At 70.9% G+C, this 22,962-nt stretch carries 18 protein-coding genes and 1 pseudogene; 12 read left to right on the top strand and 7 right to left on the bottom strand.

The window, feature by feature from the left end:
- Positions 1–95: 95 nt before the first annotated feature.
- Both Air01nite_RS16825 and Air01nite_RS16820 read left to right on the top strand, forming a co-directional pair.
- Positions 96–1,157: an NAD-dependent epimerase/dehydratase family protein gene (locus Air01nite_RS16825; protein ID WP_203703363.1), complete on the top strand. Its 1,062-nt coding sequence runs from the start codon at positions 96–98 to the stop codon at positions 1,155–1,157.
- Between the two features lie 73 nt (positions 1,158–1,230).
- Positions 1,231–2,310 carry a lysophospholipid acyltransferase family protein gene (locus tag Air01nite_RS16820; RefSeq protein WP_239090755.1) on the top strand — a complete coding sequence of 360 codons (1,080 nt, stop codon included), beginning with the start codon at positions 1,231–1,233 and terminating at the stop codon, positions 2,308–2,310.
- Positions 2,311–2,313: 3 nt separating this feature from the next.
- Here Air01nite_RS16820 and Air01nite_RS16815 read toward each other — a convergent pair whose 3' ends face one another.
- The 3 genes and pseudogenes from Air01nite_RS16815 to Air01nite_RS16805 form a co-directional block, all read right to left on the bottom strand.
- On the bottom strand, positions 2,314–3,189 hold the full coding sequence (locus Air01nite_RS16815; RefSeq protein WP_203703362.1) for an HAD family hydrolase: 876 nt from the start codon (positions 3,187–3,189) through the stop codon (positions 2,314–2,316).
- 364 nt (positions 3,190–3,553) lie between these two features.
- Positions 3,554–4,417: pseudogene (locus tag Air01nite_RS16810) on the bottom strand (DUF5667 domain-containing protein); the annotation flags it as partial.
- A 115-nt stretch (positions 4,418–4,532) separates the two neighbouring features.
- Positions 4,533–5,447: an ECF subfamily RNA polymerase sigma factor, BldN family gene (locus Air01nite_RS16805; protein WP_203703429.1), complete on the bottom strand. Its 915-nt coding sequence runs from the start codon at positions 5,445–5,447 to the stop codon at positions 4,533–4,535.
- 559 nt (positions 5,448–6,006) lie between these two features.
- Between Air01nite_RS16805 and Air01nite_RS16800 the strand changes: the two genes are divergently transcribed.
- From Air01nite_RS16800 to Air01nite_RS16790, 3 genes are read left to right on the top strand one after another with little or no spacing between them, the layout of a single operon-like run.
- Positions 6,007–7,542, top strand: coding sequence for an AMP-binding protein (locus Air01nite_RS16800; RefSeq protein ID WP_308439970.1), 1,536 nt, complete (start codon positions 6,007–6,009; stop codon positions 7,540–7,542).
- On the top strand, positions 7,529–7,771 hold the full coding sequence (locus tag Air01nite_RS16795) for a glutaredoxin family protein (protein ID WP_203703360.1): 243 nt from the start codon (positions 7,529–7,531) through the stop codon (positions 7,769–7,771). The genes Air01nite_RS16800 and Air01nite_RS16795 overlap by 14 nt, the downstream gene beginning before the upstream one ends.
- A 9-nt stretch (positions 7,772–7,780) precedes the next feature.
- Positions 7,781–8,428 (top strand): HAD family hydrolase, encoded by a 648-nt coding sequence (locus Air01nite_RS16790; protein ID WP_203703359.1) that lies wholly within the window; start codon positions 7,781–7,783, stop codon positions 8,426–8,428.
- Here Air01nite_RS16790 and Air01nite_RS16785 read toward each other — a convergent pair.
- Both Air01nite_RS16785 and Air01nite_RS16780 read right to left on the bottom strand, forming a co-directional pair.
- The gene (locus Air01nite_RS16785; protein WP_203703358.1) at positions 8,417–9,061 is read right to left on the bottom strand and encodes a response regulator; all 645 of its coding nucleotides are present in this window, start codon (positions 9,059–9,061) and stop codon (positions 8,417–8,419) included. The two genes, Air01nite_RS16790 and Air01nite_RS16785, sit on opposite strands and share 12 nt — an antisense overlap.
- 55 nt (positions 9,062–9,116) lie before the next feature.
- Positions 9,117–10,415, bottom strand: coding sequence for a sensor histidine kinase (locus tag Air01nite_RS16780; RefSeq protein WP_203703357.1), 1,299 nt, complete (start codon positions 10,413–10,415; stop codon positions 9,117–9,119).
- A gap of 296 nt (positions 10,416–10,711) precedes the next feature.
- On the opposite strand from Air01nite_RS16780, the gene Air01nite_RS16775 reads away from it, so the two are divergent.
- The 7 genes from Air01nite_RS16775 (at position 10,712) to Air01nite_RS16745 (ending at position 18,612) form a co-directional block, all read left to right on the top strand.
- Positions 10,712–11,467 carry a redox-sensing transcriptional repressor Rex gene (locus Air01nite_RS16775; protein ID WP_203703355.1) on the top strand — a complete coding sequence of 252 codons (756 nt, stop codon included), beginning with the start codon at positions 10,712–10,714 and terminating at the stop codon, positions 11,465–11,467.
- On the top strand, positions 11,464–12,771 hold the full coding sequence (locus tag Air01nite_RS16770) for a glutamyl-tRNA reductase (RefSeq protein ID WP_203703354.1): 1,308 nt from the start codon (positions 11,464–11,466) through the stop codon (positions 12,769–12,771). The genes Air01nite_RS16775 and Air01nite_RS16770 overlap by 4 nt, the downstream gene beginning before the upstream one ends.
- Positions 12,768–13,694, top strand: coding sequence for a hydroxymethylbilane synthase (hemC, locus tag Air01nite_RS16765; protein WP_203703352.1), 927 nt, complete (start codon positions 12,768–12,770; stop codon positions 13,692–13,694). Before Air01nite_RS16770 ends, hemC begins: the two co-directional genes overlap by 4 nt.
- Entirely contained in the window at positions 13,691–15,271 is a 1,581-nt protein-coding gene (locus Air01nite_RS16760) for a bifunctional uroporphyrinogen-III C-methyltransferase/uroporphyrinogen-III synthase (RefSeq protein ID WP_203703351.1), read from the top strand. The genes hemC and Air01nite_RS16760 overlap by 4 nt, the downstream gene beginning before the upstream one ends.
- Positions 15,271–16,254 carry a porphobilinogen synthase gene (hemB, locus tag Air01nite_RS16755; RefSeq protein WP_203703350.1) on the top strand — a complete coding sequence of 328 codons (984 nt, stop codon included), beginning with the start codon at positions 15,271–15,273 and terminating at the stop codon, positions 16,252–16,254. The genes Air01nite_RS16760 and hemB overlap by 1 nt, the downstream gene beginning before the upstream one ends.
- Before the next feature lie 373 nt (positions 16,255–16,627).
- Complete coding sequence (locus Air01nite_RS16750; RefSeq protein WP_239090754.1) at positions 16,628–17,923, top strand: IS256 family transposase; 1,296 nt, start codon at positions 16,628–16,630, stop codon at positions 17,921–17,923.
- Between the two features lie 158 nt (positions 17,924–18,081).
- Positions 18,082–18,612, top strand: a complete 531-nt coding sequence (locus tag Air01nite_RS16745; RefSeq protein ID WP_203703349.1) for a helix-turn-helix domain-containing protein — start codon at positions 18,082–18,084, stop codon at positions 18,610–18,612.
- 7 nt (positions 18,613–18,619) lie between these two features.
- On the opposite strand, the gene Air01nite_RS16740 is transcribed toward Air01nite_RS16745, so the two are convergent.
- Together Air01nite_RS16740 and Air01nite_RS16735 are read right to left on the bottom strand one after the other, a co-directional pair.
- Positions 18,620–21,856, bottom strand: coding sequence for a lamin tail domain-containing protein (locus Air01nite_RS16740; protein WP_203703348.1), 3,237 nt, complete (start codon positions 21,854–21,856; stop codon positions 18,620–18,622).
- Between the two features lie 88 nt (positions 21,857–21,944).
- Positions 21,945–22,946, bottom strand: coding sequence for a GNAT family N-acetyltransferase (locus Air01nite_RS16735; RefSeq protein ID WP_203703427.1), 1,002 nt, complete (start codon positions 22,944–22,946; stop codon positions 21,945–21,947).
- Positions 22,947–22,962: the final 16 nt, after the last annotated feature.

Below are 22,962 nucleotides of genomic sequence, written 5' to 3'. Positions count from 1 at the left end.
CGAGGTAGGAGCCCGGGCCGTCGGCCCGGGTCTGACCTCGTCAGCGGCTCGGTGCGTCCGCGCGGCACCCTCCTGAGCATTGACCGGAGGCCAACGTGAGGTCGCGACCAACAGGTTCGGTTGTCGTCACCGGCGTCAGCCGGTTCCTGGGCGCCCACGTGGCCGCCCGGCTCGCGGGCGACGACCGGATCGACCGCGTGGTCGGGCTCGACCCCAACGCGCCGCCGCCGGAGTTCGCCCACCTGCTCGACGGGGTCGAGCAGGTGCGTGGCGACGCGGGGTCGGCCAGCAGCGTGATCGCCGACCTCGAGGCCGAGGCGGTGGTCCACCTGGCGCTGATCACCGCGCCCGACCAGCGGCACGGCGGGCGGGCCGCGATGAAAGAGCAGAACGTCATCGGCACGATGCAGCTGCTCGCCGCCTGCCAGCAGGCACCGCGGCTGCGCAAGCTGGTGATGCGGTCGTCCACGGCCGCCTACGGCGCGTCGTTCCGCGACCCGGCGGTGTTCACCGAGGACACCGAACCCCGCGAGGTGCCGCGCGGCGGGTTCGCCCGGGACATCCTCGACATCGAGGGCTACGTCCGCGGCTTCCGCCGGCGCCGCTCCGACGTCACCGCGACCGTGCTGCGGTTCGCGCCGTTCATCGGCTTCAACGCCGACACCACACTGACCCGCTACTTCGCCCGGCCGGTGGTGCCCACCGTGCTGGGCCGCGACCCGCGCCTGCAGTTCCTGCACATCGAGGACGCGCTGGAGATCGTGCACCGGTCGGTCGTCGACGACCACGGCGGCACGTTCAACGTCGCCGGCGCCGGCGTGCTGTCGCTGTCGCAGGCGATCCGCCGGGCCGGCCGGATTCCGGTGCCGGTCCTCGAGCCCGGCCTGTCCGCGGCCTCCAACCTCGTCCGCAACCTCGGCCGCAGCGGCTACGGGCTGGACCAGGTCGACCTGTTCGTGCACGGCCGGGTGGTCGACACCACCAAGCTGGTCCGGGAGTTCGACTACACCCCGCGCAGCACGGCCGACTCGTTCGACGACTTCGTCGACGGCCACCGCGGCGGTGCGGTGCTCCGCCGGGACCAGCTCGCCGTCGCGGAACGGGCGATCCTCGACGGGATCCGGCAGGCACGCGCCACCGTGCAGGAGAACTCATGACCGAGCTTTGGCGAGGGCATCATCGGCTCAGTCCGCCCGGGCAGGGCGGGTCACCACGGAGTGGGGAGCCGTCATGACCGAGCGAAACGATCGGCCCAGCGACGATCAGGGCCGGCCCGACCGGGCACCACGCAAGAGCGCCCGCAAGCCCGCCCGCCGGACGCCGGCGCAGAAGACCAACGGCACCGCACGGATCATCCCGGCGGCCGAGTTCAAGGTCGACCCGCCCGCGGCCAACGGCGCCGTCCCCGCGGCCAGGAGCAACGGGCACCACCCGGCGCCGCTGCCGCCCGCGGTGCCCGACGGGCCGGGCGACATCTGGGACGAGCGGGTGGCCAAGGGCCTGGCGTTCCTGCGCCGCCGGCTGGCCGGCGACTACGAGGTCGACGAGTTCGGCTTCGACCCCGAGCTGACCGACAAGGTGTTCCTGCCGATCCTGCGGCTGCTCTACCGCGACTGGTTCCGCACCGAGGTGTTCGGCGTGGAGAACCTGCCGGCGGACGGCCCGGCCCTGGTGGTGGGAAACCACTCCGGCACCGTCGCGCTCGACGCGCTCATGCTGGCCACGGCCCTCAACGACCGCACCCCCAACCAGCGCCACCTGCGGCTGCTCGGCGCCGACCTGGTGTTCCGGATGCCGATCGTCTCGGAACTGGCGCGCAAGTCGGGCGGCACGGTCGCCTGCAACCCCGACGCCGAGCGGCTGCTGCGCGCCGGCGAGCTCGTCGGCGTGTTCCCCGAGGGCTTCAAGGGCGTCGGCAAGCAGTACGCGCAGCGCTACAAGCTCCAGCGCTTCGGCCGGGGTGGTTTCGTCTCGGCGGCCCTGCGCACCGGCACCCCGATCGTCCCGGCCGCGATCGTCGGCGCCGAGGAGATCTACCCGATGCTGGCCGACATCAAGCCGCTGGCCCGGCTGCTCGGCCTGCCCTACTTCCCGGTGACGCCGACGTTCCCGTGGCTGGGCCCGCTGGGCATGGTGCCGCTGCCGAGCAAGTGGCTGATCGAGTTCTCGACGCCGATCCCCACCGCGCACCTGCAGGACCAGGCCGACGACCCGCTGGTCGTGTTCAACCTGGCCGACCAGGTCCGCGAGACCATCCAGCAGACCCTGCACACCCTGCTCGAACGCCGCCCGGACCCGTTCGGCCGCTGACCTTTACAGCCCGCGTCGGCGGCGGCGCACGGCCAGCGCGGTGGTGATCGCGCCGGCCACCAGGCCCGCGGCCAGCGTCGACGGCACCGCCACCTTGGCCGCCTTGCGGCCGGTGCGGAAGTCGCGCATCTCCCAGCCCTGCTCCCGGGCGGCCCGGCGCAGTGCGTTGTCGGGGTTGACGGCCACCGCGGTGCCGACCGCGGACAGCATCGGCAGGTCGTTGATCGAGTCGCTGTACGCCGTGCACCGGCGCAGGTCGAGCCCCTCGACGTTGGCGAGCTGGTTGATCGCGTCGGCCTTGGCCGGGCCGTGCATGAGGTCGCCGACCAGCCGGCCCGTGTAGGCACCGTCGACCACCTCGGCCACCGTGCCGATCGCACCGGTCAGCCCGAGCCGCTGCGCGATGACCCGCCCGATCTCCACCGGAGCGGCGCTGACCAGCCAGACCCGCTCGCCGGAGTCGAGGTGGAGCTGGGCCAGCGACCGGGTGCCGGAGAAGATCCGCGGCGCCATCAGCTCGTCGAAGATCTCCTCGGTGAGCCGTTCGATGTCGTCGACCCGCCAGCCCTCGATGAACGCCAGCGCCACCTTCTTGGCCTGCGACATGTCGCCCGCGTGCTCGGCCGCGAGCAGCCGGAAGCGTGCCTGCTGCCAGGCGAACCGGGCCAGGTCGCTGGTGGTGAAGTAACGCCGGGCGGCCAGCCCGCGGGCGATCCAGTAGATCGAGGCGCCCTGGAGCATCGTGTTGTCGATGTCGAAGAACGCGGCCGCGCTCTTGTCGACGTCGACCGCGAGTGCCGCGTCGAGCTCGGCCTCGGCCCAGCCCGCGGTGTGCCCCTGTGCGTCCGTGCTGATGGTCAGCCGGTGCTCCGATGCCACGCAGCTACCTCCCGATCGCCCTGGGGCCCTCGAACGAGGGTAGCCGCCCGAACGCACCACTTCAGCGATCGAGGCGTTCCCCGAGGTGGGGAACGCCCCGATCGAGTTAAGCCGGGGGGCGGCCCTAAGGGACGATGCCGCCGAGCAGGTCGCCGAGGTCTTCGACGATGTTCCCGCTCTTGCTGGGTGTCGGGGTGGGCGTGCCGGGCGCCGGGCTGGGCGCGACCCGGTCGGCCGAGCCGGTGCCGGCCGGTGCGCCGGACGTGCCGGGCTGCGGGTCGGTCTTCTCGGGCCGCACTTCCTCGTTGCTCCGGCCGTTGCCGGGCTGCGACTTGCCGGCCGGGCCGTCGGCCGGTGCGCTGCCGGCGGGGCACGACCCCGGCAGCGGGCCGAGCGCGTCGGAGCCCTTGCTGTCGGCGCCGCACTCGAGACCGCGCCGCAGCTCGTCGCTGCGCTTCTCCACCGAGAGCAGCAGGCCGACCGAGTCCATCGCGCGCTTCTGGCGGGCGCCCGTCGTGGTGCCCATCAGGTCGCCGACCTCGGTGCGCTGGTGCTTGAGGAACGCGTCGATCGCGTCGAGGGCGGCCGTCTCGTGCCGCTGGGTCGCGGTCGTGGTGAGCAGCCGCACGCCTTCGGTGGTGTTGGCGTCCATGTCGTCGAGCGCGTTGGCGAACCCGTCGCTCTCGCGGACCGCGTTGGCCTCGTCGAGGCGGTTGCGGGCGAAGTCGAGGAACAGCTGGCCCTTGGACAGGTCCGAGCTGGCCAGGGCGAGCTGGGCCCGCTCGGTGGACCGCTTGACGCCGTAGAGCGCGTCGCCGGGCACAGCATTCTCGCTGGCGGCCGACATGCCCGAGATCGCGATCGCGCCGACGGCGACGCCGGCCAGGATCGCGCCGCGGGTGCGCAGCCGGCGGGCCCGCTGCTTCGGCGCGGTCGCCGCGGCCCGGAAGGCCTGCAGGTCGACCGTCGCGCCGGTGTCGGCGATGTTGCCGATCCCTTCGCGCTCGGCCGCGGCGACGAGCATCGCCCGCAGGCCCATCCGGAACTCGGGGTCGACGTCGACGTCGACCGAGTGTTTGAGCGCCGACACCCGATGCCCGACAGCCACGACATCTGCGAGATCGTTGTCGACCGGAGACCGTACGTGGTGACGACGGCCGCCGTGGGCCTCGTCGAGAAGCTGGGCGAAGCGCTCGGCGCGCCGCCGGTGGAAAAGCACGGAGTTCACCGCGGGCACCCCCCTTCGCTGGTTACGACAGTGATGCCGGGATGGAGACCCATCTCCGGACGCATCGAGTCCAACGGTCGTAAGGCACGAAAAGTTACGGGGCGCCCGCCACCCGTCACGGTTGGAACCCGTCGGGCAGCAGGCGTGCGAGGGCTCTGACCGCGCGGTATTGCAGTGCCTTGATCGCGCCCTCGTTCTTGCCCATGGCCTGCGCGGTCTCGGCCACCGAGAAGCCCTGCAGGAAGCGCAGCACGATGCACTCCTGCTGCTCGGGGTTGAGCTGCTTGACCGCGGTGAGCAACGCCACGTTGGTGATGTGGTCGACGACGGCGGCCTCGGGGCTGCCCTCGGGGCCGCGGTCCTCGCGGTCGGCGTCGAGCACGTCGCCGGTGGTCACCTCGAGCCGGTAGCGGCCCGACTTGAAGTGGTCGGCGACCAGGTTGCGGGCGATCGTGACCAGCCAGGCGCCCAGGTCGCGGCCCTGCCAGGTGAAGCTGCCGATGCGCTTGAGGGCGCGCAGGAACGTGTCGGAGGTCAGGTCCTCGGCGAGCTGCCGGTTGCCGACCCGGAAGTAGACGAACCGGAAGACGGTGTCGACGTAGCGGTCGTAGATCAGCCCGAACGCTTCGGCCTCGCCGGCCTGTGCCCGCTCGACCAGGGTCCAGACCTCGGTGGCGGGGTCGGACGGGTCGGGGCGCGACGGGTACTGCGTCGGTGCGCCGCCGGAGCCGCCCGAGCCGCCCGAGCCGCCCGTGCGCTGCTCGGCGATCGGCGGGACCGCGGGCAGGACGGTGGTGGCGTCGGCGGCATCCGCGGGGCTGTGCCCGGGGCCGGGCTGGGCCGGCATGGTCGGCCGGTTGGGTGCGCCGACCCGGTTGCCGTTGACCTGCTTGGCGTTGCTGCCCGGGCCGATCGGACGGCCGGGCAGGTCGGTGTGCGGGCGGTTGCGGGTCCGCCGGGCGCCCCCGTCGGCGACGGATCCGTCGCCGCGCCAGGTGGATCCGTCACCTCGGACGTCGAGGCTCCGCATCTCGTGCAGTGACCGGCGCAGGGCGGACAGCCCCGCGCCCAGGGCGAGCCGAGCGTCGAGCAGCTCGCGGCTGAGCAGGCCGCCGTCGGGGTAGCTGTAGGCCGTCACTTGCCGCCCTCCTGGCCGCGTGCACGCGGACATAGGTGCTTATGCAACGCATGTATGGGCACAGCGGCCTCCTCGGGGATGAGGGGTGTGACTCACATACAAAAGGGGTGAGCCGACCCAAAGATAGTAGGGCCAACATCACCCACGTGTGGGGAGTCCGTTACACAGAGCCGAAGTATTTCCCGATACCACCTGAACGTGTCGCACACCGTGTGCGCTGCGGGACCTGTGCCACCTTTCCTGGGGACGGCCTTCACCTGCGGAAAGCGTGCGACACGCCGAATAGCGACACGCCGATGTCTGGCGGTGCCTCTAGCCGATCGGCGACACGCGGGTGTCTCGTCGGTTTGCGCGTATGGTCCCGTCGGCGGGATCGTGACGCACACTCGCACAACCGCCGCGCACCACAGACGTCGCCATGGTCGGCGACACTGTGTCAGACTCGGCGACCGTGGTGGACCGCCGTTCCGACACACTTGCCGACCGGGTGGCGGCAGCCGCTGCCGCGACGCCCGACAAGCCCGCGCTGATCTGGCATGACGCGATCTTGAGCTGGCGTGAGCTCGACCGCCGCGTCGACGCCGCCGCGGCCGCCCTCGCCGGGCTCAACTTGTCAACCGGCGCTCGGGTTGCGCTCGCGTTGCCGAACTCACTCCGATACGCGGTGAGCTTCTTCGCGGTGCTGCGCGCGGGGCTGGTCGCGGTGCCCGTCAATCCGGACTACACCGCCCGGGAACTGCGCCACGTGCTCGCCGACTCGGGCGCGTCCGTGCTGGTCGCGAGCCCCGACGTCGCGCGCGTCGTGGAGGGCATCCGAGGAGACCTGCCCGAGTTGGGCCGCGTACTCGAGAGACTGCCCGAGGAAGGTGCGGCCGGGCCGCACGCCGCGGCCGCGACCGACGACCTGGCCGTGCTGCTCTACACCTCGGGCACCGAAGGCCAGCCGAAGGGCGCGATGCTCAGCCACCGCGCGCTGCTGGCCAACCACGCGCAGATCGGCGCGGTCACGCCGACGGTGATCGGCCCCGACGACGTGCTGCTGCTGGCGCTGCCGCTGTTCCACGCGTACGGGCTCAACTCCGGGCTCGGCGCGGTCGCCTACCACGGTGCGACCGGGGTGCTGGTCGAGCGCTTCGACCCGGCGGACGCGGTCGCGGTGATCGCCCGGCACGGTGTGACCGGCCTGATCGGCGTGCCCTCGATGTACCAGGCCTGGTCGCTGCTGCCGGACCTCGGCGAGGCCCTGTCGTCGGTGCGGGTCGCGGTCAGCGGTGCCGCGCCGCTGGACCCCGAGACGGCGACGCGGTTCACCCGTGCGACGTCACATCCCGTCTTCGTCGGGTACGGCCTGACCGAGACGGCGCCCGTGGTCACCTCGACGCTGGCCAGCCCGTCACCGAAGCCCGGCTCGATCGGCCGGCCCCTGCCCGGTGTCGAGGTGCGGCTGGTCGCGCCCGACGGCAGCGAGGTCTCGGATTTGTCCGATCTGGACGGTGACGAGTTCGACCTCGAGCTGGGCGCGCCCGAGACCGACCCCGGCGAGATCGTGGTGCGCGGCGCCAACCTGTTCGACGGCTACTGGCCCGACGGGCACGACGGGCCTGACGCCGACGGTTGGTGGGCCACGGGCGACATCGCGTACGCCGACGCCGACGGCGACCTGTTCCTCGTCGACCGCCGGGGCGAACTGATCATCGTGAATGGCTTCAACGTCTATCCGCGCGAGGTGGAGCAGGTGCTCGAAGGGCATCCCGGTGTGGCCGAGGCGGCGGTGATCGGGGTGCCGCATCCCTACACCGGGCAGACCGTCAAGGCGTTCGTGGTGCGCACGCCGGGCACCGACGTCGACCCGGAAGAGCTGCTCAGGCACGCCGAGCAGAACCTCGCCCGGTTCAAGACGCCGACCGCGCTGGAGTTCGTGGCCGAGCTGCCGCACTCGGCGATCGGCAAGGTGCGCAAGGCCGAGCTGCGGGGTGACGATGCCTAGGGTCACCCTGCTCACCCGGGTCGACTGCCACCTGTGCGATGCCGCGCGGGAGGCCCTGGACCGGGTCGCCGCCCGTACCGGTGAGGCTTGGACCGAAGTTGACGTGGCCACCGACATCGAGCTCGAGCGCGACTACGGCGACCGGCTGCCGGTGGTGCTGCTGGACGGCAAGGAGCACGGTTACTGGCGGGTCGAGGAGGACCGGCTCGTTCGTGATCTGCATGGGTAGAGTCGGCGCGTGACGCGCACGCACCTGGTCTGGGACTGGAACGGCACCCTGCTCAACGACTTCGACCTGGTGCTGTCGGCCACCAACCACGCGCTCGGGACGATCGGTGGCCCGGCGGTGACGGCCGACCACCATCGGCGGCACTTCGTCCGGCCGGTCGCCGACTACTACGCGATGGTGCTCGGGCGGGCCGTCGACGCCGACGAGTTCGACCAGCTCGACGCGATCTTCCACGACGCCTACCGGGCCGGGTTGACCACGTGCGCGCTCGCCGACGACGCCGTCAACGCGATGCGCTCCTGGGACGGCAGTCAGTCGCTGCTGTCCATGTGGTTCCACGAGGACCTGGTGCCGGCGGTGACCGCGTTCGGTCTCGACGGCCGGTTCAACCGGGTCGACGGCGTGCAAGTTGCACTCGGCGGTGACCGGGCCTTCAAGGCAGGCCACCTCGCGCGGCATCTTTCGGCGCTCGAGGTCGACAGCGGGTCGGTCGTGCTGATCGGCGACTCGCTAGACGACGCCGACGCGGCCCGGTCCGTCGGTGCGGCCGCGGTGCTCTACACCGGTGGCTTCACCGACGAAGAACGGCTGCGCGCCTCGGGTCACCCGGTCGCGTCGTCGCTCTCCGAAGCCGTGCGGTTGGCCTCAGCCGCGTAGGTAGGCCAGCACCGCGAGCACCCGGCGGTGCTGTTCCTCGTCGGGCGGCAGTTGGAGCTTGGTGAAGATGTTGCGCACGTGCTTCTCGACGGCGCCGTCGCTGACCACCAGCTTGCGGGCGATCGCGGTGTTGGACATGCCCTCGGCCATCAGCCCGAGCACCTCGCGCTCCCGGGCGGTCAGCTCGCGCAGCGGGTCGTCCCGCCGGCGCCGCACCAAGAGCTGCGCGACCACCTCGGGGTCGAGCACCGTGCCGCCGCCGGCCACCCGGCCGAGCGCGTCGAGGAACTCCGTGATCGCGGCCACCCGGTCCTTGAGCAGGTAGCCGACCGCGCCGGCCCGGTCGGCCAGCAGGTCGTCGGCGTACGAGACCTCGACGTACTGCGAGAGCACCAGCACCGGGGTGCCCGGCACCTGCCGGCGGGCCTCGACGGCGGCCCGCAGGCCCTCGTCGGTGTGCGAGGGGGGCATCCGCACGTCGACGATGGAGACGTCGGGTTTTTCCTTGACGATGGCCTCGACCAGGCTCGGGCCGTCACCGACCGCGGCGACGACCTCATGGCCGTGCTCGGTCACGAGCCGGACCAGGCCTTCGCGGAGGAGCACGGCGTCGTCGGCGATCACAATGCGCACCGGTCCGAGCGTAGTAGAAGGGCCCCCGTCGATAGGGGGCCCGTTCTGCTGGTGCTCAGACCGGCAGCGTGGCCTGGATCAGCGTCGGGCCGCCGGGCGGGCTGGTCACGGTCAGCTTGCCGCCGGCCGCGTGCACCCGGTCCGCCAGGCCGGCCAGGCCGTGGCCCTTGGAGACGTGCGCCCCGCCCTCGCCGTCGTCGGAGATCTCGACCCGCAGGTCCTTGCCCTCCCGGGTGACCGCGATCCGGCAGACCTCGGCCCGGCTGTGCTTGGCCACGTTGGTGAGGGACTCGGCGACCACGAAGTAGGCGGCGCTCTCCACGGCCGGGTCCAGCCGGCCGCCGGCCGTGCCGAGCGCGGGGTCGACGGCGAGGTCGATCGGGATCACACCGCGACCGGCCAGAGCGGCCAGCGCACTGGGCAGGCCCCGGTCGACCAGGATCGGCGGCGCGATGCCACGGGAGAGCGAGCGCAGCTCGTCGAGGGTCTCCCGGGTCTGGGTGAGCGCCTCCTCGATCGTCCGGCGTGCGGCGTCGGGGTCGCTGTCGAACTGCTGCTGTGCCCGGCCGAGATCCATGGCGAGCCGGACCAGCCGCTGCTGCGGGCCGTCGTGGATGTCGCGTTCGAGCTTGCGCAGGGCGGTCGCCTCGGCCGAGACGGCAGCCCGGCGTTGTCCCTCGAGCGTGGTGATCTGGTTGCGCATCTCGGCGACCCCGGTCAGCATCCCCTTGCTGAAGCTGGCCTGGAGCAGGGCCACGCCGCGCACCACGATCGGCAGGCTGAGCAGGAAGAACACCCCGATGGCGGTGTTCAGCAGCAGGCGCGGGCCGGTGCCGCTGCCCAGACCGAGCAGGGTGTTGAGGTCGACCTCGTCCGGGCTGCGGGGGATCGCCCAGTCGTAGGTCCAGTAGGTGAGGCCGCCGATCGCGCCCGCCCACCACGTGACGGTGACCACGAACGAGAACATCGACAGCACGAACTTCACCAGCGCGTGTACGGCGTCGAGCCAGGACTGGCTGTCGCCGATGATCGCGAGCACCCGCCGGAACAGGCCGGCGCCGGGCTCGGCCGTGCGGTACTGCGGGCGCACCCGGGGCACCCGGAGCACCGGGCCGATGGCGAGCCGTTCGAGGTCCGCGAAGAACCGGGCGAGCAGCAGGGCGCCGGCCATCACGGGGAGGCCGATGCCGGTGACGATGAGGCCGGCGCTGAGCACCAGGCCGACCAGAGACGCGACGAAGCCCGCGATCGCCAGCGGGAAGCCCACGATCACGTACGCCGAATCGGTGAGCAGTTGGCGGAATATGCCACGGTGGGTGGCGACCGCGGGGCTGGGAACGACGGCGGTTGTCATGCCATCGACGCTAGGCATCGGCCCTGCTTACCCCCATCCCGTCGGCTTGCCTCTTCAGGGTAGGGCTGTCCGTACCTCTTCCCGGAACCCATGATCCGGAATTGGTGGCACAGGTACCAATTACGCAATAATCGCGGCAGGGAATCGGTGGGCATCGAGTGACCAAGATCGCGATTTGTGCACGGGTTCACAAGCGCCTAGGCTGTAATCCCGTCGAATCCCGTTAACACAGCCGGTCACCGTGGTTCCCCGCGGGGCCCCCTGCGGGCAGCCGGACGATCGCCACACGGAGTCGCATGAGCCAGCACCGCCCTGGAGGCCCAAACGGACGGTCCGGCGGCGTACCCGCCCTACCGGACCTCCCTGAGGCGACGGTGGCCCGCCTGCCCGAATACCTTCGCGCACTGCACAACCTCGCCGAGGCGGGCGACGACACCGTCTCCAGCGAGGGCCTCGCCGCGGCGGCCGGGGTCAACTCGGCGAAACTTCGCAAAGACCTCTCCCACCTCGGGTCGTACGGGACGCGTGGGGTCGGTTACGACGTGGCCCTGCTGATCGACCAGATCGAGTTCACCCTGGGGTTGACCCAGCGCCGGGCGGTCGCCCTGGTCGGCGTCGGCAACCTCGGCCACGCGCTGGCCGGCTACGCGGGCTTCGCCAGCCGCGGGTTTCGCATCGCGGCCCTGTTCGACGCCGACCAGGCCCGCGTGGGTGAGCCGATCAACGGTCTCAACGTGCGACACATCTCAGACCTGGCGGTGGTGGCGGCAGCCGAGTCCATCGCGATCGGCGTGATCGCCACTCCCGCAGCGGCCGCGCAGGACGTCGCCGACGCCCTGGTCGCGGCCGGCGTCACCAGCATCCTCAACTTCGCGCCATGCGTGCTTTCGGTGCCCGAGGGAGTCGACGTCCGCAAGGTCGACCTGGCGGTCGAGCTGCAGATCCTCTCCTTCCACGAGCACCGCAAGTCGTCGCTGACCGCGTTGCCAGGCGGTCTTTCCAGCCCCAACGGGCTGGCCGCGACCGGGACGGAAGAGGCGGTGGGCTCGTGAACCTGATCGTCGTCGGTGCCTCCTACCGGACCACGCCGGTCGCCATGCTCGAGCGGCTGGCGGTGCCGGCGCCGGACCTGACCGAGACCCTCGACCAGCTCGTCGCCCAGCCGTACGTCCGTGAAGCGGTCGTCCTCTCGACCTGCAACCGGGTCGAGATCTACGCGGCGGTCAGCGGCTTCCACGGCGGCCTCGGCGACATCTGCACCGTGCTCGGCGCGCGCGCCGGGCGGGCGCCGGCCGAGCTCGCCAACCACCTCTACGTGCACCACGACGCGGCCGCGGTCGAGCACGCGTTCCGGGTCGCCACCGGGCTCGACTCGATGGTGATCGGCGAGGCGCAGATCCTCGGCCAGCTCCGCGACGCCTACCACGCGGCCACCGAGGCCGACACCGCCGGCCGCACCCTGCACGAGCTGATGCAGCAGGCGCTGCGGGTCGGCAAGCGGGCACACGCCGAGACCGGCATCGACAAGGCCGGCCAGAGCGTGGTGACCGCGGCGCTCGACATCGCCGCCACGCACTTCCCTGGCGGCCTCGCTGACCGGCCCGCGCTGGTGGTCGGCGCCGGCGCGATGGGCGCCTTGTCCGTAGCCACGCTGTCCCGCACCGGCGTCGGTCCGGTCTCGGTGACCAACCGGGGCGCGGACCGAGCGGTGCGCCTGGCCGCGGCCTACGGCGCCACCGCGATGCCGATGACCGACCTCACTCCGGCGCTCGCCGAGGTCGACCTGGTGATCGCCGCCACCGCCTCCACCGAGCCGGTGCTCACGCGCGACATCGTTTCGGTCGCCCTCCAGGGCCGGACCAGCCCGCTGGTGCTGCTCGACCTGGCCGTGCCGCGCGATGTCGAGCCCGAGGTCGCCGGCCTGCCCGGGGTCGTCGTGGTCGACATCGACACGCTCGCCGCCGAGCTGCGCGCCGGCCAGCACGCCGCCGACGAGGTGGCGGTGGAGGGCATCGTCGAGGCCGAGGTCGAGACGTTCGTGGGCTGGCTGCGCGGTGCCGACGTGGCGCCGACCGTGGCCGCGCTGCGCACCCGCGCCGACGAGGTGGTCGCCGCCGAGCTGAGCCGGCTGCGTCAGCGCCGCCCGGAGCTGAGCGAGGAGCAGCGGGCCGAGATGGCGCACACGGTGCACCGCGTCGTCCGCCGCCTGCTCCACTCACCGACCGTCCGGGTGCGGCAGCTCGCCGCGGAACCGGGCGGCGACCAGTACGCCACGCTGCTGCGGCAGCTCTTCGACCTCGAGGTCCCACAGACCGCCCAGGTCGATGACGTCCCACCGTTGGGAGAGCACTCATGACCGCGCTCCGCCTGGGCACGCGGGGCAGCAAGCTCGCGCTGGCACAGTCCCGCCAGGTCGCCGCCGCCGTGACCGCGGCCACCGGCCGGCCGGTCGAGCTGGTCGAGATCAGCACCGCCGGTGACCGGTCAACGGCACCCGTCGCGCAGCTCGGCGTCGGCGTGTTCGTGTCGGCGCTGCGCGACGCGCTGATGGAGCGCCGCATCGACTTCGCGGTGCACTCCTACAAGGACCTGCCGTCGGCCCAGCCGGGCGCGCTGCACATCGCCGCGATCCCCCAGCGCGAGGACCCGCGCGACGCGCTGGTCGCGCGGGACGGCCTGACCCTCACCGAACTGCCCGACGGCGCGACCGTCGGCACCGGCGCGCTGCGGCGGATCGCCCAGCTCAACGCCTTGCGGCTGCCCTTGCGGGTGACGCCGATCCGGGGGAACGTGGACACCCGGATCAGGCGGGTCACCGGCCCGGAAGCCGATCTGGACGCCGTCGTCCTCGCTCGCGCCGGGCTGGCCCGGCTCGGGCGGGCCGACGAGATCACCGAAACGCTCGACCCCATGCTGATGCTGCCCGCACCGGCACAGGGTGCGCTGGCGGTGGAGTGCCGCCACGCCGACCACGACCTGGTCGAAGAGCTCGGGGCGCTCGACGACGGTCCGACCCGCGCCGCGGTGGTCGCGGAGCGGGCGTTGCTGGCCACGCTGGAGGCCGGGTGCAGTGCCCCGGTCGCCGCCTACGCGGAGATCGCGGAGGGCGAGGACGGTGACGAGATTTACCTGCGCGGTGCGGTGATCAGTGCGGATGGCGAGCGCGCCATCCGGCTGTCGCGCACCGGAACGCCCAGCGCCGCCGCGGAGATCGGCAAGGCACTCGCCGCCGAACTCCTCGACCGTGGCGCCGATACCTTGTTTGGGAGCACAGAATGACCCGCACCCGTAAGCCCGCAGGCCACATCTCGTTCGTCGGGGCGGGACCCGGCGACCCGGGCCTGCTGACCCGCCGGGCGCACGACGCGCTGGTCGAGGCCGACCAGGTGGTCTACGACCGCGGCGTGCCGGAGTCGCTGCTCGCGGCGATCCGCGCCGAGGCCAAGGACGACGCGCAGTTCACGCCGGCCGAGGGCGCCTCCGGCGACGTGGCCAAGGTGCTGCTGTCCGCCGCGCGCTCCGGGCTCTCCGCCGTGCACCTCGTCGCCGGCGACCCCTTCGGACACGAGTCGGTGGTCAAGGAGGTGCAGGCCGTCGCCCGCACCGCCGTCCACTTCGAGGTCGTGCCCGGTGTCGGCCAGGCCGAGGGAGTTGCCACCTACGCGGGCGTCCCGCTCCCGGGCCTGCGTACCGCCGCCGATGTCGACGACATCTCGTCACTGGACTTCGAAGCCCTGGCCACCGCCGTGGCCCGCGACTCGCTGGCCCTCGCGGTCGACGCCGGTGACCTGGCCGCACTCCGCGACGGCCTGATCGCCGCGGGCCTCGACGGCACCACCCCGGTCGGCGTGACCGGCGACGGCACCGGCGAGACCCAGTTCACCACCACGTCGACGGTCGACAGCTTCGTCGCCGCCGCCCTCGGCTTCACCGGCCGCGTGGTGCTCACCCTGGGCGCGGGCGTCGCGCACCGCGACAAGCTGAGCTGGTGGGAGAACCGCCCGCTGTACGGCTGGAAGGTGCTCGTACCCCGCACGAAGGAGCAGGCCGGCGCGATGAGCGCCCGACTGCGCGCCTACGGCGCGATCCCGTGCGAGGTCCCCACCATCGCCGTCGAGCCGCCGCGCACCCCGGCCCAGATGGAGCGGGCGGTCAAGGGCCTGGTCGACGGCCGCTACGCCTGGGTCCTGTTCACCTCGGTCAACGCGGTCCGCGCGGTCTGGGAGAAGTTCGGCGAACACGGCCTCGACGCCCGCCACTTCGGCGGCGTGAAGATCGCCTGCATCGGCGAAGCCACCGCGGACGCCGTCCGCGCGTTCGGCATCCAGCCGGAGCTGGTCCCCGCGGGCGAGCAGTCGTCCGAGGGCCTGCTCGCCGAGTTCTCCCCGCACGACGAGGTCCTGGACCCGGTGGGCCGGGTGCTGCTGCCGCGCGCCGACATCGCCACGGAGACGCTGGCCGCGGGCCTCACGGAACTCGGCTGGGAGGTCGACGACGTCACCGCGTACCGCACGGTCCGCGCGGCGCCGCCGCCGGCGGAGATCCGCGACGCCATCAAGTCGGGCGGCTTCGACGCGGTCCTCTTCACCAGCTCCTCCACGGTCCGCAACCTGGTCGGCATCGCCGGCAAGCCCCACACCCGCACGGTGGTAGCGGTCATCGGCCCGAAGACGGCGGAAACGGCCACGGAGTTCGGCCTGCGCGTCGATGTCCAGCCGGCCCACGCCTCGGTCCCAGACCTGGTGGAAGCACTGGCCTCGTACGCGGTGGAACTCCGCGAAAAGCTCGCCGCGATGCCGGCGAAGCAGCGCCGTGGTTCAAAGGTCCAGGGCCCGACAGCACTGAGGTTCCGCTGATGGCTTTCCCGACGGACCGCCCACGCCGCCTAAGGACAACCCCGGCGATGCGCCGCCTGGTAGAGGAAACAAAGCTGGCGCCGTCAGAGCTGGTCCTCCCCATGTTCGTGAAGGAAGGCTTGACGGAGCCACGCCCCATCACCTCGATGCCAGGCGTGTTCCAACACTCCCGCGAGTCGCTCCGCAAGGCGGCAGCGGAAGCGGTCCGCGCGGGCGTCGGCGGCATCATGCTGTTCGGCGTCCCCACGCACAAGGACCCCGAGGGCTCAGGCGGCCTGGACCCAGAGGGCATCCTCAACGTAGCGATCAGAGACGTGGTCGCAGAGGTAGGCGACGCCACAGTGGTAATGGGCGACCTCTGCCTGGACGAGTTCACGTCCCACGGCCACTGCGGAGTCCTGGACGAGTCAGGCAGGGTAGACAACGACGCCACACTGGAGTCGTACGCAACGATGGCGGTAGCCCAGGCGGAAGCAGGCGTACACCTGGTAGGCCCGTCGGGCATGATGGACGGCCAGGTAGGAGTAGCCCGCCAGGCACTGGACGCAGCGGGCTACCAGGACGTAGGAATCCTGGCCTACGCGGTGAAGTACGCATCAGCCTTCTACGGCCCGTTCCGCGAAGCGGTGGAATCCTCGCTGGTGGGAGACCGCCGCACCTACCAACAGGACCCGGCAAACTTCCGCGACGCCCTACGCGAGGTAAAACTCGACGTAGAAGAGGGCGCGGACATGGTCATGGTCAAACCCGCGCTAACAAACCTGGACGTCATCCACGCGGTCCGCAACGCAACGGACATCCCAGTAGCGGCATACCAAATCTCAGGCGAGTACGCGATGGTAGAGGCCGCGGCAGCCAACGGCTGGCTGGACCGCGACCGAGCAATCCTGGAAACCCTGACCTCGATCCGCCGCGCAGGCGCCCAAATAATCCTGACGTACTGTGCAACCGAGGCAGCCACCCTCCTCCGCTCCCGCTACTAACGACAAAACGAGAAGGGCATGCCCACCAGGGCATGCCCTTCGCCGTACGTACCCACCAGCGCGCCACTGACCAGCAAACCGCAAGGCCAGCGCCCAAACAAACCCGGCTCGCCATCCCCGAGGCACGGCGCGGACCCACCGCCCCGCGCGCCGCCGTCCACGAACGAAGCGGACGCCGAGGGCCCAACTGGCCGCCCCGAGCCGCACGAAACACCCGTGCCGTTTGCCCCCTTACCCCGCCCTGCCCGCCAGACTTTGCTCTGCATCCATATACGCACCACCCCGTTCTGGAGGTGGCGCGTATATGGATGCAGAGCAAAGCTGGGGTCTGTAAAACGAACGGTGTAACTCCTGATCGAGGGAGTAGCACCTGATGACGGACGCGACGGTCGCGGCGGATACTGCCGCGGTGCCGAAGAAGAACGGGCCCGCTGACGAGGGCGTGGATGTTGAGCTGGTGGGCCGTCTGGTCGAGCAGGCCCGCGCAGCGGGTCTGCAACTGACCGGAGACGGCGGCCTGCTGCAGCAGCTGACCAAGCGTGTGCTCGAGGCCGCGCTTGACGGTGAGATCACCGACCATCTCGGCTATGACAAGGGCGACCCGGCCGGCAACAACGGCCAGAACTCTCGAAACGGTGCCCGGGGCAAGACCGTCCTGACCGAGGTCGGCCCGGTCGAGATCAGCGTGCCGCGTGACCGGGACGGCTCGTTTGAGCCGCAGATCGTGCGCAAGCGTCAGCGTCGGCTGACCGGCGTCGAGGACATGGTCATCTCGCTGTCCGCGAAGGGTTTGACCACTGGGGAGATCCAGGCGCACCTGGCCGAGGTCTACGGCGCGGACGTGTCCCGCCAGACCATCTCGACGATCACCGACAAGGTGCTCGACGCGATGGGTGAGTGGCAGAACCGGCCACTCGACCCCGTCTATCCGGTGATCTTCCTGGATGCCGTCCACGTGAAGATCCGCGATGGGAAGGTCGCCAACCGACCCGTCTACGTCGCCTTGGCGGTCACGGTCGAGGGCACCCGCGACATCCTGGGCCTGTGGGCCGGTGACGGCGGCGAGGGCGCCAAGTTCTGGCTTCAAGTTCTCACCGAGGTCAAGAACCGGGGGGTCGAGGACGCGTGCATGGTCGTCTGCGACGGCCTCAAGGGGCTGCCCGACGCGATCGCGGCGACCTGGCCCCAAGCGGTGGTCCAGACCTGTGTGATCCACCTGTTGCGCAACTCGTTCCGCTATGCCGGCCGGCAGCACTACGACGCGATCGCCAAAGCGCTGCGGCCGGTCTACACGGCGGCGACCGAAGCCGCGGCGAAGGCCCGATTCGCTGAGTTCGTCGACGCGTGGGGACAGAAGTATCCGGCGATCGTCAGGCTGTGGGACAACGCCTGGCCGGAGTTCGTGCCGTTCCTGGCCTTCGATGTCGAGATCCGCAAGGTCGTCTGCTCGACCAACGCGATCGAGTCGGTCAACGCCCGCATCCGCCGGGCCGTCCGCGCCCGCGGGCACTTCCCGAACGAGCAGGCCGCGCTCAAGTGCGTCTATCTGGCGGTCATGAGCCTCGACCCCACCGGCACCGGACGGCGCCGATGGGCGATCCGCTGGAAACCCGCCCTGAACGCCTTCGAGATGACCTTCGAAGGCCGCCTCACCCCCACCCGCAAGTAGTCAACCAATAGCCGGCGTTACACCGTTTGTTTGACAGTCCCTTACACCGTTTGTTTGACAGTCCCCAAAGCTGCTGCGCGTGGGTGTGGGGTGGGGGAGTTATCCACAGGCTTGGTGGTGGGGTGGTTTCGGGAGGTGGGGGTGGGCATGCTTGCCTGATGAGTGGGCAGCGTGGGGGGCTGGTGCTTCCCGTTTCTGGGCTTTTGCGGGCCGCTCGGCGGCGGGCTGATCTCAGTCAGCGGCAGTTGGCCAAGAAGAGTGGGGCCAGTCATGGGACCGTGGGGCGGATTGAGGCCGGGGACCTGGCGCCCAGTTTGGCCATGGTGGAGCGGCTGTTGGACGCCTGTGGGTTTCGGATTGTGGTTGTTGATCGGGTTAGTCGTCGGAAGCTTCAGCCTATTGTGGACAGTGATAATACCGTTGACGGAGGTTATCGGCGGTTTCCCGCTCATCTTAACGTGATTCTTGATCCGTTGCCGGGGGAGTGGTGGGGCGATATTTACGGGCTTGCTCGGCCGCCTGAGACGTTTTATCGGGATCGGCGCCGGCGGGATCGGCAGCGGCGGCGGAGTCAGTGGGAAGTGCGGGTCGAGAAGTTTCGGGCCGTGGCGCCTCCGCCCTCTGAGGCCGGGTTTTATGCCTGGGTGAATGGCGAAGCGGCCCGGCTTGGGGCCGGGCCGCTTCGTTAGCTTGGTTCTAGTCGTCGTTGAGGATCGTGCCGATTCCGATCGGGTCCGCTAGGACCAGGCCGGGGATGCCGGCTACCACCAGGGTCAGGGTTTCGTTCTGTTCTTTTTGGCGGTCGCCGTTGACCGTTACGTCCACCGTGGTGGACGTAACGCCTGCCGGTAGGGTGCGGCAGCCGATTACCGGGTCGTAGTCGCTGCCCGCTCGTGCCGTCAGGCCCAGGGTGGTGCCGCAAAGGAGGGCCGGCTGTGAGAGCGGGCGGGAGAGCGAGACCGTGAAGGTCAGCTTTGTCGTGCCGCGGTCGCCCTCGAGGACGCTGGCGTCCGAGACTCGGAGTTCCGCTCTCGAGTTGAAGCGGGCCACCTGCGGGTCGTGGTCGCTCGAGCCCCTCGAGCCGTCGCCCGCGTAGTTGGCCGCCCAGTCCGCGTTGATGTGGGCCGCGCGCATCTGGACCAGGTCCGTGTGCAGGTTGTCGTTGACGAACAGGTGGTCCAGGGTTTGGGCCTGGCCCTCGAACGAGTACGAGTACGCGCTCGACGGGACCTCGGCGACCAAGGTCTCCCACAGGTTGTGCAGGCCCTCGTCGTAGAGCGGGGCCAGTTGGTCACCGGGGTTCGACTGCACCGGGTCGTCCGGGCGGGGGAAGACGTTGAGGTCGCCGCCGTAGGCCACGCGGGCGTGCGGGTCGGCCGTTTCGATCGCCTTGACGATTTCCGCGCCGTAGGCCGCCTGTTCGCGGCGCTGGCCGATGCGGCCGTCCGGGCCCGACGAGTAGTGGTTGCTGATCGCCCACAGGACCGATCGCTCCGTGCTGCCCGGGGACGCTGCCACCAGGAACTTCGCCACCTGCGGTGCGCGGGTGTAGACGTTGGAGCCGTCCACGCCCGTGGAGGTGTCCACGTCGGACGGGAGCTTGGCGTTCAGTGACTTCGGGTTCTGGACGTCCGTGTTGTACGGCAGCGCCTCGCCCCGGTAGGTGACCGCCGGGGTCGTGCCCAGGACCGGGTCGGTCGGGTCCGCCGGTGCCAGGGTCACCCGGTCCGTGCGGTACAGGAACGCCGCCGTGATGCCGCGGGCGTCCGCGCCGTTGCGGTCGTAGGCCGCCGCGTACGCCGGGCCGCCGTTGGCCTTGATGGTCAGCGCCAGTTCCTGGATGGTGTCGGGTGCGCCGTCGGCGTTGTTGGTCGTGCCGCAGGCCAGCGTCGTGCCCGAGACCGTGCAGATGTCCTGGTCCTCGGCTTCCTGCACCAGGATCACGTCCGGGCTGTGCAGGTCGTTGGTGATCTGGTCGGCCAGCGCCGCCAGCTGGTTGTCGTAGTCGGCCTGGTCGAGCGGGACGTAGTCGAACGGCGGGGAGACGCCCGGGCAACCCGTGTTGCCGAGGAAGTCGCAGCCGTCGAACGGGTCGTCGCGGAAGTCGTACAGGTTCTCCACGTTGTACGTCGCCACGGCGTACTCCGTGTTGCGGTTGGCGGCCTTCGGCGGGTTGTTCTTCGACGGGTCCGCCCCGCCGGAGAACGTCACCTGCTCAGGCTGGATGCCGTACTTGTCGAACGAGAAGTAGAGGCCACCCACGGCGTCGCTGGTCAGCGTGTCGAACGTGTGCGCCGGCGGCAGCAGGGTCGTGCTGTCGCCGGAGGTGTCCTTCACGCCCATCGAGCCGAACATGATCCGGTTGCCGTTCTCGTCGTCGAACCGCGCCGGGTTGTTGTCCAGCGGGTGCGAGTCACGGAAGACCCGGCGCGCGTACGGGTCGGCGCGGTCGAGCAGCGGGTCGTCCTTGTCGACCACCCACACCTCGGCGTCGGCGGTGCTGGCGAACACGTCTCGGCCGCTGACGGCCTGGGCGCCGGCGCGTACCCGCATGCGCATGCCCTCGTGCCGCTCCCAGTACCGGTCGGCCGTCGCGAGGTCGACCGGCGGTACCGCGTCGGTGACCGTGACGTCGACGCCGCTGGCCAGCTTGGTCACCAGGGAGGCGCTGGCGATCTCGGTCAGGTTGAAGAACTCGGTGACCCGGCCGCGGAGCACGATCTCGTCGCCCACGACGGGCAGGTAGCCGCCGATCAGCGTCTCGAACGTGCTCGTGTAGACGAAGACGCCGTCGGAGGTCAGCGGGTCGCCGTCCGCGAAGCCCGGGCGGCTCTGCAGGAAGAAGCCGTACTGCAGGGCGCCGGCCGAGGTGCGGGACAGCGTGCGCTGGGTGACCACGCCGCGGATGTCGTACAGGAGGGCGCTGTTGCCGCTGGCCGGTGCGAGCGGCGAACGGTCCAGCTTGCCTTCCTCGGCGTCCGTCGTCTGGCCCTGCACCTCGCCGATCGTCAGCACGGTGTTGACCTGGACGGTCAGCGTGCAGGACGCGGTCGTGCCGCTGTCGTCGGTCGAGGTGACCCGCACGGCGTAGCTGCCCGGGGGCAGGTCGGCGCTGGCGGTCACGGTCGCAGTGGCGGTCGCGCCCGGGCCGGTGGCCGGGGTGAACGCCGTGCGGGAGATGCTGCCCGCGGCCGGCGTCGGTGTCACGCTGGTGACCGCGAGGTCGGTGATCGTGTCGTCCGGGTCGGTCGCCGTGACGTCGCGGGTCGCGGCCGTGCCGGCCGAGGCGACCAGCGCGTTGCCGCAGGTGAGCACCGCGGGCGCGTCGACGGGGCCGCCGCCGGTCGAGTGGCTGCCGAGGCCGTCGAACGTGTCGATGGCGAAGCCGTCCCACTCGGTCGCCGGGTCGAACGCGTCGCTAGGGTTCGTGTCGCCCGCCTCGACCGTCGACTTGCGACGCAGCGTGTTGTCGGCCGTGCTGGTCAGGCCCGTGCCCCACTCGGTGCCCGGGTCGACGCCGACCTGGCCGAGCGAGTCGACGACCGCGCCGGCCTTGGAGAGCACGATGGCGTCGTCACCGTTCCAGAGACCGGAACCGGTGGTGGCGTCGGCCTGGGCCAGGATCGCGGCCACCGACGCGGAGTGGGCGAACACGAACACGTCGCCGGCGGCGACCGTGCCCGTCAGGCTGGCGTTGAAGCTCGCCGTGGTAGCACCGTTGAAGTAGACCGAGAGCTGGTAGCCGGCCAGGTCGACCGGGGCTCCCGTGCCGTTGTAGAGCTCGACCGCCTTGTTGTTGGACGAGCCCTCGACGTACTCGGAGATGATCAGATCGGTGGGAGCGGCGAAGGCCCCACTGGGAACGCCGACGAGCGCGGCGGTCGTGGTGAGGGTCGCGGCCGCCAACAAAGCGGGCGCGCGTAAAGAGCGCAACGAAGCCTCCGGGGGTGGTGGGGGCAGAGCAGGACGTATCCAGGGCTGTCTAGCAGCCCTGGATGGCGATCAAGTATCAGGTTGCTGACTAAAGACCGTGTTCGAGGCGGCGCAAGATGTCAGCCACGTCGGCGCCGTACTCGTACCACTCGCGGTCGGGTTGGAAGCCGAGCTCGGCGTTGACCTTCAGCATCGACTCGTTGGCCTGCGCGTTCCAGGTCTGCACCTCGGCCAGCTTGGGCTCGGCGGAGCGCAGCTCGAACAGCATGCGGGCCTTGATGGCACGGTCGATGCCGTAGCCGCGGTGGTCCTGCACGACGATCGTGTCGTACTGGTCGGCGCGGGTCGGGTGCTGTGCCGGGACCACGACCTCGGTCAACCCCGCGACGTCGCCGGTCTTCTCGTGGATGGCCAGCACGATGTAGGGCTTCATGCCCCGCCGGTGCAGGCAGTCGAGACTCGCGCGGAGCCGCTGCGGGTCGTAGGAGCTGGGGCGCAGGTCGAGGTCGCCGTCGTCGATCTCGCGTAGCTCGGCCTTGGCCTTGGCGTAGGGCTCGAGCAGCTCGTCGGGCGGGCCGCCCGGGCAGAACTCGAGGTGGTAGCCGGCGCCGATGCCGCGGGCCATCTCGCCGAGGGCCAGCCAGTCGACGGAGTTGAGCCGGAGCACGCTGCGGGTCTCGGTGTATTCGCGGACGAAGCCGACCGACTCGAAGAAGGACACGGCGGGGGTGCCGCCGACGACCTCGGCGCCGATGACGGAGAAGCCCTCGTGATAGGTCTTGCGGGCGGCCTGGGCGAGCATTTCCCGGGCGAGGCCGGCGCGCCGCGCCTTGGGGTGGATCAGCAGCTCGACCACGCCGATGTCGCCGAGGAGCAGCACGTTGGCGTGCCCGAGGACCCGGGAGCCTTCTTCGGCGAGCCAGGAGATGCGTCGCTCGCCAGGCATCGTTTCCGCAAGATATTCGCGGAGGTAGCTTTCTTGCCACAGTGGGTCATCCGGCAGGTCCGCCATGAGCACCGCATTGAGGCTGTCCAGCATCGCGCGTAGCTCTTCGGCGGAGGCGGTTTTCGGATCCCACTCGCGCACCATCACCTGTCTAGCTTGC

The organism is Asanoa iriomotensis, from assembly GCF_016862515.1.
GTDB lineage: Bacteria > Actinomycetota > Actinomycetes > Mycobacteriales > Micromonosporaceae > Asanoa > Asanoa iriomotensis.
This window is presented reverse-complemented; position numbering and strand designations above follow the sequence as displayed.

Coding starts and splice junctions, on each gene's coding strand:
- Air01nite_RS16820 (WP_239090755.1), top strand. CDS start 1,231: ATGACCGAGCGAAACGATCGGCCCAGCGACGATCAGGGCCGGCCCGAC.
- Air01nite_RS16805 (WP_203703429.1), bottom strand. CDS start 5,447: ATGCGGAGCCTCGACGTCCGAGGTGACGGATCCACCTGGCGCGGCGAC.
- Air01nite_RS16780 (WP_203703357.1), bottom strand. CDS start 10,415: ATGACAACCGCCGTCGTTCCCAGCCCCGCGGTCGCCACCCACCGTGGC.
- Air01nite_RS16775 (WP_203703355.1), top strand. CDS start 10,712: ATGAGCCAGCACCGCCCTGGAGGCCCAAACGGACGGTCCGGCGGCGTA.
- hemC (WP_203703352.1), top strand. CDS start 12,768: ATGACCGCGCTCCGCCTGGGCACGCGGGGCAGCAAGCTCGCGCTGGCA.
- Air01nite_RS16760 (WP_203703351.1), top strand. CDS start 13,691: ATGACCCGCACCCGTAAGCCCGCAGGCCACATCTCGTTCGTCGGGGCG.
- hemB (WP_203703350.1), top strand. CDS start 15,271: ATGGCTTTCCCGACGGACCGCCCACGCCGCCTAAGGACAACCCCGGCG.
- Air01nite_RS16750 (WP_239090754.1), top strand. CDS start 16,628: ATGACGGACGCGACGGTCGCGGCGGATACTGCCGCGGTGCCGAAGAAG.
- Air01nite_RS16745 (WP_203703349.1), top strand. CDS start 18,082: ATGAGTGGGCAGCGTGGGGGGCTGGTGCTTCCCGTTTCTGGGCTTTTG.
- Air01nite_RS16735 (WP_203703427.1), bottom strand. CDS start 22,946: ATGGTGCGCGAGTGGGATCCGAAAACCGCCTCCGCCGAAGAGCTACGC.